We start from the raw sequence: 13223 nt of genomic DNA on the forward strand, positions 1-13223 counted from the left end.
CCTTTTGCTGTCGCTGAATCAGGTGAGCTGACGGCGACGGAACAGCGGTTGCGGCTGGGTCACCGAGGTCTGGTAGACCTCGGAGAAGTCGTCCAGGCCAGCCAGCGCCGCTTGCGGATCGCGGTCGGCGCGGATGGCGTAGGCGTCGAAGCCGCAGCTCTGCATGAAGAACAGCTGGTCCCGCAGGACATCGCCGATGGCGCGTACTTCGCCCTTATAGCCGAAGCGCTCGCGCAGCAGGCGCGCGGTGCTGAAGCCGCGGCCATCGGTGAAGGCGGGGAAGTTCACGGCGATGACCTTGAGCTTGTCCAAGTCTTCGGCGATGGCTTCGGGCTCATCGTCCGCGTCCAGCCACACGCCCAGGCCGCCGTCACGGCCGCGCAGGGCCGGGCCGTGTTCCAGCCACAGGTTCAGCGGGATGATCACGTCGTCGCAGTTGGGCACGGTCTCGAGGGTCGCGTCCTTGGGCAGCAGGTGCCAGCGATCGTCGACGACCTCGCGGTTCTTAATGATTCGCTGCATATACGCGCTCCTTGAAGAGGTCGATGCCGATGCGACGGTAGGTATCGAGGAAACGTTCCTCTTCGGTGCGCTGTTCCACATAGACCTTGATGATCTTCTCGATCACGTCGGCCATCTGGTCCTGGGCGAACGACGGGCCGAGGATCTGCGCAAGGCTCGCCTCACGGCTGGCGCTGCCGCCGAGGGAGACCTGGTAGAACTCCTCGCCCTTCTTGTCCACGCCGAGGATGCCGATGTGGCCCACGTGGTGGTGACCGCAGGCGTTCATGCAGCCGGAGATGTTCAGGTCGAGGTCGCCGATATCGAACAGGTAGTCCAGATCATCGAAGCGACGCTGGATGGCTTCGGCTACCGGCAGCGACTTGGCGTTGGCCAGGGAGCAGAAGTCGCCGCCCGGGCAGCAGATGAGGTCGGTCAGCAGGCCCACGTTCGGGGTCGCGAAACCGTTCTCGCGCAGTTCGCCCCAGAGGGTGAACAGCTGCGCCTGCTCGACGTCGGCGAGGATGATGTTCTGGTTATGGCTGTTGCGCACTTCGCCGAAGCTGTAGCGGTCGGCGAGGTCGGCGACCACGTCCAGCTGCTTGTCGGTGATGTCGCCAGGCGCTACGCCGGTGGGCTTGAGCGACAGGGTCACGGCGACGTAGCCGGGCTTCTTGTGGGCGAAGGTGTTGCGGGTGCGCCAGCGGGCGAAGCCGGGGTTCTCGGCGTCCAGCTGGGCGAGGGCGGCATCCTGGTCTTCCAGGGCCTGGTAGGCCGGGTCGACGAAGTGCGCGGCCACGCGCTGCAGCTCGGCGTCGGTCAGGGTGCTCGGGCCGTCCTTCAGGTTCGCCCATTCGGCGTCGACCTTCTGGGCGAAGACTTCCGGCGTCAGCGCCTTGACCAGGATCTTGATGCGCGCCTTGTACTTGTTGTCCCGACGGCCATAGCGGTTGTAAACACGCAGGATGGCGTCCAGGTAGGACAGCAGGTGCTGCCAGGGCAGGAATTCATTGATGAAGCTGCCGACGATCGGGGTGCGGCCCAGGCCACCGCCGACGGAGACGCGGAAGCCCAGCTCGCCGGCTTCGTTCTGCACCGCTTCCAGGCCGATGTCGTGCACCTCGATGGCCGCACGGTCGCTCACGGCGCCGTTGACGGCGATCTTGAACTTGCGCGGCAGGTGGGCGAATTCGGGGTGGAAGGTCGACCACTGGCGAATGATCTCGCACCAGGGGCGCGGGTCCACGAGTTCGTCACGGGCGACGCCGGCGAACTGGTCGGTGGTGGTGTTGCGGATGCAGTTGCCGCTGGTCTGGATCGCGTGCATCTGCACGGTGGCCAGTTCGGCGAGGATTTCCGGCACGTCTTCCAGTTCCGGCCAGTTGTACTGGACGTTCTGGCGGGTGCTGATGTGCGCGTAGCCCTTGTCGTAGTCGCGGGCGATCTGCGCTAGCTTGCGAACCTGCCGGGAGGACAGCAGGCCGTAAGGCACAGCCACTCGCAGCATGGGCGCGTAGCGCTGGATGTACAGGCCATTCTGCAGACGCAGCGGGCGGAATTCCTCGCCGGTCAGTTCACCCGCCAGGTAACGGTGGGTCTGATCGCGGAACTGCTTGACGCGATCTTCTACGATCCTCTGATCGTATTCGTCATATACGTACATGAATCATCCTGCTGTCAGGCTATAGCGCTCAGGGCGTATTGCGTATCCCAGCGCGCACGGCAACGCGCTCCACGCGGAGTGGGGCGCACGATACCAGTTCGGGAATATGCGCAAAAGTGATGTTTGAGTATATGGCGAGAACTTTCGGGTATAAGTCGCGCCAGGCCTGAAACACAGGCGGGACGGGGACTTGAAGCAGGGCGTCTGTTGCTCCGTTGCGCCGCTTCGCCTGGCTATGGACGGCAGCGCGACGGGAGTCGATCAGGCATCGCGACCGTGGGCGGCGTCACGCAGTTGCGAGGTGTCGACGCGGACGAAGATCGAGTCGCCGACGCAGGTCAGCACGTCGCCCGCATAGACCTCGCAGATGATCCGGCTCTTGCGTCCGACTTCACCTTCTACATAGGCCTTCAGGGTCAGCGGCACGCCCATGGGCGTCGGCTTGATGTATTTGATGCCCAGATTGCCGGTCACGCAGTCGATGCGCGGCAGGCTGCCCGGCTCGCGGCCTTCGGCGCGGTAGTGGTAGGCCATGGCGGTCCAGTTCGAGTGGCAGTCCACCAGCATGGCGATCAGGCCGCCGTAGACCAGTTCAGGCCAGCCGCAATACTTGGCTTCGGGCAGGTGCTCGGCGACGACGTGGACGCCGTCCTCGTGCCAGCGGCTCTTGATGTGCAGTCCGTGCGGGTTGCTGCCGCCGCAGCCGTAGCAGACGCCTTCCGGCGCGACAGTGTCTTGCAGTGAGTCCACGTGCTTCATCCACTCGCTTGTTCTTATGGAGCCAGCAGCCTAACGGCATTTGCGCGGCGGCGGAAAGGGGCGGCGCCTTGAGCAGCGGGCCGGGCTGGTCTTAACTCTTGCCTGTGGTCCTTCAGCCAATAACGAGAAGATGGGGGAAGCATGAGCGAAGAAACGTCCAACAAGACCAGCGACAGCGTCGTCGATGCCCGCGCCGCATTCATCCTGATCCTGCTGGTGGTAGCGACCGCCGTGTTCTGGGTCAGCCACCAGTGACAGCGGTGCCGGCGGGTCGTCCTGCGGCCCGCCCGGTACCTCATCCCCCAGCCGGCTTTCCTACAGCCCGGCGAAATGCAGCACCAGCTGCACCAGCCCGTAGAGCAGCAGCACGAAGACCAGCGTGAAGAGAATGCCCATGGCGATGAAATGACTGGGCTTGCCGTGGGTGAAGTCGCGCGCGCGGTTGCGTCCGCTCTGTACGCCGAAGGCCGCGGCCAGCACGCTGTGGAGCATCTGCCAGAAGCTTGGCGGCTTGTTCTGTTGCTCGTCCATCGTTGGTCCTCCCTTTGCCTGCAAGCCTAGCTCCTGAGGGCGCGAACGCTAGAGTTCGATCTGCGTCCACTGGCGTTTCTGCCACATCACCGCGAAGATCGCCGAGGCCAGCCCGCGCTGCAGTATCTGCATGCTCCAGATCGCCAGCAGTCCGCCGCCCAGCACCGGGCCGACCAGGTAGGCCAGCGGCAGGAAGAACAGCCACTGGTTGCCCAGGCTGACCGCCATCACCGTGCGCACGGCCCCTGCGCCAAGCAACGCCTGGGTCAGCACCAGCGCGGTGGCGTCGATCACCATGCCCATGCCGGTGAGCATCAGCGGCACCCGGCCCAGTTCGATCAGTGCCGGATCGCTGACGAACAGCCGCAGGATGGCTTCGGGGAAAATCCAGAACGGCGCGCCCAGCAGCGCCAGGCCGCAGGCCGCCACCTTCACCACGTCCCAGCCCCAGCGGTGCGCGCTGTCGAAGTCGCGCTCGCCCATGCTCTGGCTGACCAGCGTCGTCGCTGCCATGCCCAGGCCGACGCCGGGCAGGATCAGGAACAGCGCCAGGTTGATCAGCACGTGGGCCACCGCCAGCTCGCGAGTGCCGACCTGGGCGATGATCCAGAACAACAGGGTGATGCCGGCGGCGAAGAAGAACTGCTGCAATGAGTTGGGCAGCGACAGGCGCAGCAGGGTGCGGATGTCCCGCTCGCTCGGCAGGCGCGGGTGGAAGCCCTGGGCGCGGGCGTCGCGCCAGGTGATCCAGGCGTAGATCAGCGAGCCGAGGTACAGCGCCAGGGTCGTGCCCAGGCCGCTGCCCACCGCGCCCATCCGGGGCAGGCCGAACAGGCCGTGGATCAGGCTGTAGCTGATCGCCGCGTTGGCCAGGTGCATCACCACCAGGGTGCGCATGTACATGCCTGAGCGCCGGGTGCCGTTCCAGTAGCCGCGGAAGGAGAAATTGAGGCCGACGGCGAGCACCGACAAGGCGCGCCATTCGAAGTAGGGAATGCCGACGGCGAGTACGTCCGGGTCGTTGGACAGGGCGCGGACGATGGGCTCGGCGAACAACAGGCAGATCAGCGTGATCGGCAGCGACAGGCCCAGCGCCACCAGCAGCCCGCAGTTCAGCGGCGCGGCCAGCTGATCGCTGCGGCCTTCACCCCGTCGGCGCGCCACCAGCGCTTGCACACCGGCGCCCAGACCCATCACCAGGGAAATGGCGACGAAGTTGGCGTAGCTGCCGATGCCGACCCCGGCCAGCGACTTTTCCCCGAGGTGGCCGACCATGGCCGCATCCACCAGGTTGAGCAGGCTCTGGCTGAGCATTCCGCCGATGATCGGCAAGCCCAGGCTGAGAATATTCTGGAACCGCTGGCGCTCTAGCATGGCGTCTCTGGGCAGTAAGCTCCGGCCTGTTCTGGACATCCGGCGGGCCCGTGCCGGTAGGGCGTTGCTGTAGGAAATCCTAGCCGAAGGGAGCGCGTCCCGCCCCCTTTTTAGAACGGAATATGCCTACGAATATTGCGAAGTTGTTCCGGCGAAATTTCCGATATTTGTGTGAGGTGCGTCACGCTTTTTCGCCTTGGCGAACGAAATCGGCGTACTACGCTGAGACTCAATTGACCAGGGCAAACCTGTGCGAAAGCCAGGGACGCAAAGCCACCGATCTACAGCCCGGAAGGGCCATGACCGCGGGGTTGCCAAGCAGGCCGGACGTTCGTCCGCGCCTTCTGCGAGCTTGCGCTCGGCATCTTCCAACGTCCCGGTGAGCCTCCTGATCAACCCGTGCAGGTTGATGGTGTTTGTTGGCCCAAGGGAGCGCGCCGATGAATCAGCCGTATCAGGTTCAATACACCTACGGGTTCGCCCGGATGGCGTTGCGGGATCAGGTGGTTTTCAAATCCATCGTCGGCCTGCTCAGCGGGCGTACGCTGGCGAACTGGGCGTACGTCGAAGGCCCGGCCGACCTGCTGGTCGAGGGCGAGGAGGGCGAGCCGCGCGTGCAGTTGCGCACCGCCGAGGGCGAGCCTTTCTGGGTGCACTGGCCGCTGCGCGCCAGCGAAGTCTTCGACTGCCTCGAGCGCGCTGCCCGCGCCATCGGTCACCGGCCCGTGGAGATTCCCGGCGAAGCGCTGCGCCTGAAGCACTGGCCAGCGGCCTCCTTGCTCAAGGGCGATCATCGCTACGTACGATTGGCCACGCTGCTCTGCGCACGGGCCATGAGCCTCGATGAGTTGTGCGAGCGCTCGGGCGTGCCGCGCCAGGTGGCGGAAAGCTTCGTCCGCCTGATGGCCGCCCAGCAGATGCTGCAGGACGTTGAGGCCTTGCCGGCTGCATCCGCGCAGCAAACCGCGGCGCCGATCGGCCTGCTGGCGCGCATCCGTCGCCATCTCGGTCTGGGCGGCGCTGCGGAGGCCAGCCGATGAGGGAGTACAAGATCCTCTTCACCGGCACCATGGGCGCCGGCAAGACCACTGCCATCGCCGCAATCAGCGATATCGAGCCGGTCAGCACCGATGTGCAGAACAACGACCCCTGCCTGGACAAGGCGCGCACGACCGTCGGCCTGGACTACGGCGAAGTGGTCCTCGGTCCGGACGAGCGCCTGCGCCTGTACGGCACCCCCGGCCAGGCACGCTTCGCCTTCATGTGGGGAATCCTCGCCCGCGGTGCGCTCGGGCTGGTGATCCTGATCGACAACTCGCGGCCCGACCCGCTGGGCGACCTGCGCGTCTACCTCGATGGTTTCGCCGATTGCATCGGCCGCGCGCCCTGCGTGATCGGAGTCGGCCGCCTGCCCGGCAATCCCCATCCCGGCCTGGATGACTACGCCGCCGCCCTGGCGCAGGCCGGATACAGCTTCCCGGTGATCGAGGTGGACGTACGCGAAGCGGAGGAGGTGCGGCTGCTGCTCGACCTGCTCCTGCTGCAACTGGAATGCACGGCGGCCTGAGGCCTGACGTTCGCCACCGACTGGAGTCGACCATGGAACATGCCCTGATGAGCCTGCCGGAAAGATTGCGCCACGACGCCGAGCTGGCGCTGGACGAACTGGGCGCCAGCCTGGGCCGGCTGAGTGCGGCGGTGATTGCCACCACCGATGGTTTCGAAGTGGCCTCCCGCGCCGGCAAGGGGCTGGAGGTCTCCAAGCTGGCGGCGATGGCCTGCTCGATCTCCGCCCTCGGCGCGATGGTCGGCCAGGAGAGCGAAGTCGGCCCGCACCAGAACGTGATAGTCGAGGCGAGCGAAGGCTACATCGTCATCGTCGACATCCCGCACCCGAGCCACCCGATGATCCTCAACCTGGTCGCCGACCGCGAGGAGATGCTCGGCCAGGTGCTCTACCAGGCAAAACGCACGGCAACACGACTCGCGGATCTGTCGCTGGCCGGCTGAGACAAAAGGCTTCGCGGCGCGCGCGGCTGCGGGGCCCCTACAACAGGACGCGCACTCAAGGAGTAATCGCTATGGCAGCACTGCAACAATCGCTGGACGAACTGCTGAACCTGGATGGTGCCCTGGCGTCCGCCGTGGTGGATGCCAAGAGCGGCATGCTGCTCGGGCAGGCGGGTGGCGGCGTGGACCTGGAACTGGCGGCGGCGGGCAACACCGAAGTGGTCCGCGCCAAGCTCAAGACCATGAAGTCGCTGGCGCTCAACGACGTGATCGAGGACATCCTCATCACCCTGGGCCGCCAGTACCACATCATTCGCCCCATGGCGAAGCACGAAGGCGTGTTCATGTACTACGTGCTGGACAAGGTGAAAGCCAACCTCGCACTGGCCCGGCGCAAACTGCAGGAGGTGGAGGCGCAGGTGGCGATCTGAGGCCTTGCGAACAAGGGCGGGCGGGGAGGCCCGCCCTCATCGTTGGTACTGGGCTGGCCCCTTGCGGGCCAGCTTCGTTTCAGGCCAGCAGCAGTTCGGCCAGGCGTGCGGCGTGCCCACGCAGTTCCGGCACGGCAGTAGCTTCCCAGTGGCTGGCGCGGAGCATGGGGCTGAGCAGGTAGAGATTCGGGTTGGCCTTGCCGCTGGCGTCCAGCAGACGGAATCCTTCATCGGTCGCTAGTCCCAGGCCCTGCCTGTCCTGGCGGATCACGCCGTGATCCAGCAGGCCGCTGAGCAGTGGTTCGTTCACGGTGCGCAGGTTGGTGCAGGGGCCTGTGCAATTGATCAGGTAATCGAAGTGTTCGCGTTGCGACTGTTTCGCGCCGCGATGGCGAATCTCCAGGTCGATGCCGCTCTCCGATGCCCTGGCCGCCAACACCCTGCCGGCCTGTACACGCAACTGGCCGCTGTCGCGCAGGTCGCTGATGCGCTTGGCCACCGGCGGCGCGGCGCGATGCCGATGGACATCCCAGTAGGTTTGCAGATGACGCAGGAAGCGGCTGCGTTCGCGGTCACTCAGTGCCTGCCAGAGTTGCGGTGTGACCGGGCGCAGCGCGGCGATCACGTCTCGCCAGTCGTGACCCTCCTCGGCGGCCTGGTGGATCAGTTGGCGCAAGCGGCGCAGTCGCTCGTTCAGGCCCATGTCCCCGAGAAAGGCCGCCGGCAGTTCCGGCAGGACAGGATGGCTGGCGTTGTCCCGGTGCGCCTGGGGCAGCAAGGCGCGGCGCGACAGGGCCAGCAGCGGTCCTCGATGCCCCTGGTCCTGCAGGGCCAGCGCCATGTCGTACATGGTCAGGCCGCTACCCAGCAGCAGGACGTTGGCGTCGGCCGGAATGCTCTCCAGGGCGCCCGGCGTCCAGGGGTCGCGAAGATACTGCGGGGCGTCTTCAAGCGCCCTGAGCGGGCCTGGTGTGGCGGGGGCGAAATTGCCGGTGGCGATGATCACCTTCCGGGACTCCAGCGGCTGGCCGTCATCGAGCAGCAGACGCAGGTGATCGCCCTGCTCGGTCAGCTCCAGCACCTGCTGGCAGAGGCTGCTGAAGCGCACACCAGGTGCGGCTTCGGCGATAGCGTGGCCGAGGCGGTCCTGCAGGTAGTCACCGTAGAAGCGGCGGGGGAGGAAGTCGCCCGGTTTCGCCTCGGGCATCTGCTTGCGGGCGAACTCGAGAAAGTCTGAGGGCTGGTCAGGGAAAAGACTCATGCGCTCGGCCGGCACATTGAGGATGTGGCTGGCGGAGCGGGTGCCGTAAGCCAGACCACGGGCAAGACGCCCGGAACGATTGATCAGGCTGAGGCGCAACGGTCCTGTGGCATTGCGTAGCAGATGGATGGCCAGCGCCGTGCCGCAGAAGCCGCTACCAATGATGGCGATGTGTTCCATGCAAACCCTTCCTTGTTGCAAACCGGGGCAGGGTCGCAGAGGCGGGGCGTGCTGACAACAAGGGCGAATCGACGCTGTCGATTCCGTCCGGCGCCGGCCGATGGCCTGCGCCGGATAGAGTCGGAGGTTTACTCGAACAGACCGTGCCAGCAGTCGCTCAGGTCGCCCAGCTCGAAGGACTTGGCCCAGGACTGTTTTTCCAGCCACAGGCGGGTGGTTTCACGGTCGGCTTCGGTCAGGCTGCCGACAGCGTTCAGGCACAGGTAGCCGGTGAACTCGCCGTCTTCGGTGGCGCCGCCGACGAAGACCCAGCCCTCGGACTCGACGAAGGCGATCCACTGGTCGAGCACGTCATCCAGGTCGCCGCTGTAGTTCACTTCCAGGCTGAAGCCGAATTCCTGGAACTCGGCCAGGCGCAGTTTCTTCAGCAGGCGGCGCTTGCGCGGTTTGGCCATCTGTTCGGGGGTGAGGTATTTCATTCGCATTGCTCTCGTCAGCGGAAGCCTGGCGGGTGGCCGGCTTCGGTCCGTTGTGGCCCGGGGGTGCCCAGGATGGCGGGATTATCCCGCATCTGCGGCGCAAGTGCAGCGAAGGTTTTGCCCGGGCAGCGGAAAGCCCTGACGAACATGTCGCGCCGGGCGGGCCCGGTCGCGACATGGGCTGCTTAGTTGTCGTACCCCAGGTTCGGCGACAGCCAGCGTTCGCTGGTGGTGATTTCCTGGTCCTTGCGTGCGCTGTAGCGTTCGATCTGGTCCTTGTCGACCTTGCCTACGGCGAAGTACTGCGCCTGCGGGTGGGCGAAGTACCAGCCGCTGACGGCGGCGGCGGGGAACATGGCGTAGTGCTCGGTCAGGGTTACGCCGGACAGTCCTTTCGGGTCGAGCAGCTTGAACAGCGTGCCTTTCTCGGTATGGTCCGGGCAGGCCGGGTAGCCGGGCGCCGGGCGAATGCCGACGTACTGCTCCTTGATCAGTGCCTCGTTGTCCAGGTGCTCTTCGGGCTGGTAGCCCCAGTAGTCCTTGCGCACACACTGGTGCAGCCATTCGGCGCAGGCTTCGGCGAGGCGGTCGGCCAGGGCCTTGACCATGATCGCGTTGTAGTCGTCGCCCTTGGCCTCGTAGACCTTGGCCACTTCCTCGGCGCCGATGCCGGCGGTGGTGATGAAGCCGCCGACGTAGTCCTTCACGCCGCTGTCCTTCGGCGCGACGAAGTCGGCCAGGCTGAAGTTGGGCTTGCCGTCGGGCTTGATGGTCTGCTGGCGCAGGTGGTGCAGGGTAGCCAGCTTGTGGCCGTCGTCACCGTAGACTTCCAGGTCGTCGTGGTGCACCTGGTTGGCCGGCCAGAAGCCGAAGACTGCCTTGGCGCGAATGAGCTTCTCGCCGATCAGCTTCTTCAGCATCGCCTGGGCGTCGTTGAACAGGCTGGTCGCCGCTTCGCCCACGACTTCGTCGGTGAGGATGCGCGGGTACTTGCCGGCCAGGTCCCAGGAGATGAAGAACGGTGTCCAGTCGATGTATTCGGCCAGCACATTGAGGTCGATGTCGTCCAGCACCTTCACGCCGGTGAAGCTCGGCACCGGCGGCTGGTAGCCGGCCCAGTCGAACTTCGGCTTGGCGGCGATGGCCTGCTCGTAGCTCAGGCGTTCGGTACGCGCGCTACGGTTGGCGGTGCGCTCGCGAACCTCCGCGTACTCCTCGCGCAGCTTGCGGGTGTACTCGGGCTTCATTTCCTTGGACAGCAGGGTGGTCGCCACGCCCACCGCGCGGGAGGCGTCGGTGACGTAGACCACGGCGTCGTTGCTGTACTGCGGGTCGATCTTCACCGCAGTGTGCGCCTTGGAGGTGGTGGCGCCGCCGATCAGCAGCGGCAGGCTGAAGTTCTGCCGCTGCATTTCCTTGGCGACGTGGACCATCTCGTCCAGCGACGGGGTGATCAGGCCGGACAGGCCGATGATGTCGCACTTCTGTTCGCGGGCGGTCTGCAGGATCTTCTCGGCCGGGACCATCACGCCCAGGTCGACGATGTCGTAGCCGTTGCAGCCCAGCACCACGCCGACGATATTCTTGCCGATGTCGTGCACGTCGCCCTTCACCGTGGCCATGAGGATCTTGCCCTTGGCCTCGGGCTTGTCGCCTTTCTCGGCTTCGATGAAGGGGATCAGGTGGGCCACCGCCTGCTTCATCACGCGGGCGGACTTCACCACCTGCGGGAGGAACATCTTGCCGGCGCCGAACAGGTCGCCGACCACGTTCATGCCGTTCATCAGCGGGCCTTCGATGACCTCGATGGGGCGCGCGCACTTCTGCCGGCACTCCTCGGTGTCCTCGACGATGAAGGTGGTGATGCCCTTGACCAGTGCGTGCTCCAGGCGCTTCTCGACGCTGTGGCTGCGCCACTCTTCGTCTTCCACTTCCTTGACTGCGCCGCCGCCCTTGTAATTGTCGGCGATGGCCAGCAGCGCCTCGGTGGCGTCCGGGCTGCGGTTGAGCACCACGTCCTCGACCTTGTCGCGCAGTTCCTGCGGGATCTCGTCGTAGATCTCCAGCTGGCCGGCGTTGACGATGCCCATGGTCAGGCCGTTCTGGATGGCGTAGTAGAGGAACACCGAGTGGATCGCCTCGCGCACCGGGTTGTTGCCACGGAACGAGAAGGACACGTTGGACACCCCGCCCGAAGTCAGGGCGTAGGGGAGGTTGTCGCGGATGTAGGCGCAGGCCTCGATGAAGTCGACCGCGTAGTTGTTGTGTTCCTCGATGCCGGTGGCGACCGCGAAGATGTTCGGGTCGAAGATGATGTCTTCCGGCGGGAAGCCCACTTCGTTGACCAGGATGTCGTAGGAACGCTGGCAGATTTCTTCCTTGCGCGCCTGGGTGTCGGCCTGGCCGGCTTCGTCGAAGGCCATCACCACCACCGCAGCGCCATAACGCTTGCACAGGCGGGCGTGGTGCTTGAACTGCTCGACGCCTTCCTTCATGGAGATGGAGTTGACGATGCCCTTGCCCTGGATGCACTTCAGGCCTGCCTCGATCACTTCCCACTTGGAGGAGTCGATCATGATCGGCACGCGGGAGATATCCGGCTCGGAGGCGATCAGGTTGAGGAATCGAACCATGGCGGCCTTCGAGTCCAGCATGCCCTCGTCCATGTTGATGTCGATCACCTGGGCACCGGCTTCCACCTGCTGCTGCGCCACTTCCAGCGCTTCGGCGTAGTTCTCCTCGCGGATCAGCCGGGCGAACTTGGCCGAGCCGGTGATGTTGGTGCGCTCGCCGACGTTCACGAACAGCGAGTTGCGGTCGATGGTGAAGGGCTCAAGGCCGGACAGGCGGCAGGCGCGGGGGATTTCCGGAATCGCGCGCGGGGCGTACTTGGCCACGGCCTTGGCGATGGCTTCGATGTGCCCCGGCGTGGTGCCGCAGCAACCGCCGATGATGTTGAGAAAGCCCGACGCGGCGAACTCTTCCACGACCACGGCCATTTCCGCGGGGGTCTCGTCGTATTCGCCGAAGGCGTTGGGCAGGCCGGCGTTGGGGTGCGCGGAGACGTGGGTCGCGGCCTTGGTCGACAGCTCTTCCAGGTAGGGGCGCAGCTCTTTCGCGCCGAGGGCGCAGTTCAGGCCGACGGAGATCGGGTTGGCGTGGCTCACCGAGTTCCAGAAGGCTTCGGTGGTCTGGCCCGACAGGGTGCGGCCGGAGGCGTCGGTGATGGTGCCGGAGATCATGATCGGCAGCTCGACGCCCAGTTCTTCATAGACGCCCTGCACGGCGAAGATCGCCGCCTTGGCGTTGAGGGTGTCGAAGATGGTCTCGATCAGGATCAGGTCCGCGCCGCCCTCGATCAGGCCGCGGGTCGATTCGCTGTAGTTCTCCACCAGTTCGTCGAAGGTGACGTTGCGGAAACCGGGGTCGTTGACGTCCGGGGAGATCGAGCAGGTGCGGCTGGTCGGGCCGAGGACGCCGGCGACGAAGCGCGGGCGGTCCGGGGTTTCGGCGGTCTTGGCGTCGGCCACTTCACGGGCCAGGCGCGCGCCCTCGACGTTCATCTCGTAGGCCAGCTCCTGCATGTCGTAGTCGGCCTGGGACACGCGGGTGGCGTTGAAGGTGTTGGTCTCGAGGATGTCGGCGCCGGCGTCGAGGTAAGCCTTCTCGATGGCCTGGATGACGTCCGGGCGGCTGAGCAGCAGCAGGTCGTTGTTGCCCTTCACGTCGCTCGGCCAGTCGGCGAAGCGCGCGCCACGGTAGTCCTCTTCCTGCAGCTTGTAGCTCTGGATCATGGTGCCCATGCCGCCATCGAGGATCAGGATGCGCTCCTTGAGGGCTTGCTGGAGGGCTTGCAGGCGTGCGGCACGGTCGATCATTGGAATTCTCGGAAAAAGGCGTGACGAAAGGTCGCTGATGATATCAAAGCTGCAGGAAATTTGACCGGGCGCGGTTTTACATGAAGATTCCTCATGTTCCGCCTTTGGTTGGAGCGCATTGCGCCGGTACTCCCGCTAGAATCCGCTCCATTCTGA

Annotated in this window: 12 protein-coding genes and 1 riboswitch; of the genes, 4 read left to right on the top strand and 8 right to left on the bottom strand. The window is 65.4% G+C overall.

Features of this window, described 5'->3' with window-relative positions:
• Positions 1–18: 18 nt before the first annotated feature.
• The 5 genes from ABKS89_RS11285 to ABKS89_RS11305 form a co-directional block, all read right to left on the bottom strand.
• Positions 19–522 carry a DUF934 domain-containing protein gene (locus ABKS89_RS11285; protein WP_348589831.1) on the bottom strand — a complete coding sequence of 168 codons (504 nt, stop codon included), beginning with the start codon at positions 520–522 and terminating at the stop codon, positions 19–21.
• Positions 506–2164 carry a nitrite/sulfite reductase gene (locus ABKS89_RS11290; RefSeq protein ID WP_138216307.1) on the bottom strand — a complete coding sequence of 553 codons (1659 nt, stop codon included), beginning with the start codon at positions 2162–2164 and terminating at the stop codon, positions 506–508. The genes ABKS89_RS11285 and ABKS89_RS11290 overlap by 17 nt, the downstream gene beginning before the upstream one ends.
• A 261-nt stretch (positions 2165–2425) precedes the next feature.
• Positions 2426–2923 carry a PaaI family thioesterase gene (locus tag ABKS89_RS11295; protein ID WP_348589832.1) on the bottom strand — a complete coding sequence of 166 codons (498 nt, stop codon included), beginning with the start codon at positions 2921–2923 and terminating at the stop codon, positions 2426–2428.
• A 315-nt stretch (positions 2924–3238) separates the two neighbouring features.
• Entirely contained in the window at positions 3239–3454 is a 216-nt protein-coding gene (locus tag ABKS89_RS11300) for a DUF2970 domain-containing protein (protein WP_045208331.1), read from the bottom strand.
• Positions 3455–3502: 48 nt separating this feature from the next.
• Complete coding sequence (locus tag ABKS89_RS11305) at positions 3503–4828, bottom strand: MATE family efflux transporter (protein WP_138216305.1); 1326 nt, start codon at positions 4826–4828, stop codon at positions 3503–3505.
• A gap of 231 nt (positions 4829–5059) precedes the next feature.
• A riboswitch (cyclic di-GMP riboswitch) is annotated at positions 5060–5147 on the top strand.
• A 121-nt stretch (positions 5148–5268) separates the two neighbouring features.
• On the opposite strand from ABKS89_RS11305, the gene ABKS89_RS11310 reads away from it, so the two are divergent.
• The 4 genes from ABKS89_RS11310 to ABKS89_RS11325 all read left to right on the top strand — a co-directional run bounded on the left by ABKS89_RS11310 (position 5269) and on the right by ABKS89_RS11325 (position 7269).
• Positions 5269–5868 carry a hypothetical protein gene (locus tag ABKS89_RS11310; protein WP_348589834.1) on the top strand — a complete coding sequence of 200 codons (600 nt, stop codon included), beginning with the start codon at positions 5269–5271 and terminating at the stop codon, positions 5866–5868.
• Positions 5865–6395, top strand: coding sequence for a GTP-binding protein (locus ABKS89_RS11315; protein ID WP_348589835.1), 531 nt, complete (start codon positions 5865–5867; stop codon positions 6393–6395). Before ABKS89_RS11310 ends, ABKS89_RS11315 begins: the two co-directional genes overlap by 4 nt.
• A 32-nt stretch (positions 6396–6427) precedes the next feature.
• Positions 6428–6838 (top strand): roadblock/LC7 domain-containing protein, encoded by a 411-nt coding sequence (locus tag ABKS89_RS11320; protein ID WP_138216302.1) that lies wholly within the window; start codon positions 6428–6430, stop codon positions 6836–6838.
• Between the two features lie 71 nt (positions 6839–6909).
• Positions 6910–7269: a hypothetical protein gene (locus ABKS89_RS11325; RefSeq protein ID WP_017519512.1), complete on the top strand. Its 360-nt coding sequence runs from the start codon at positions 6910–6912 to the stop codon at positions 7267–7269.
• 79 nt (positions 7270–7348) lie between these two features.
• On the opposite strand, the gene ABKS89_RS11330 is transcribed toward ABKS89_RS11325, so the two are convergent.
• The 3 genes from ABKS89_RS11330 to metH form a co-directional block, all read right to left on the bottom strand.
• Positions 7349–8710, bottom strand: coding sequence for an FAD/NAD(P)-binding protein (locus ABKS89_RS11330; RefSeq protein ID WP_138216301.1), 1362 nt, complete (start codon positions 8708–8710; stop codon positions 7349–7351).
• A gap of 128 nt (positions 8711–8838) precedes the next feature.
• Positions 8839–9189 carry a 50S ribosome-binding protein YggL gene (locus tag ABKS89_RS11335; protein ID WP_138216300.1) on the bottom strand — a complete coding sequence of 117 codons (351 nt, stop codon included), beginning with the start codon at positions 9187–9189 and terminating at the stop codon, positions 8839–8841.
• A 185-nt stretch (positions 9190–9374) separates the two neighbouring features.
• Positions 9375–13067: a methionine synthase gene (metH, locus tag ABKS89_RS11340; protein ID WP_348589837.1), complete on the bottom strand. Its 3693-nt coding sequence runs from the start codon at positions 13065–13067 to the stop codon at positions 9375–9377.
• Positions 13068–13223 lie beyond the last annotated feature (156 nt).

It is taken from the genome of Pseudomonas sp. LABIM340, assembly GCF_040017195.2.
Taxonomy (GTDB): Bacteria; Pseudomonadota; Gammaproteobacteria; order Pseudomonadales; family Pseudomonadaceae; genus Pseudomonas.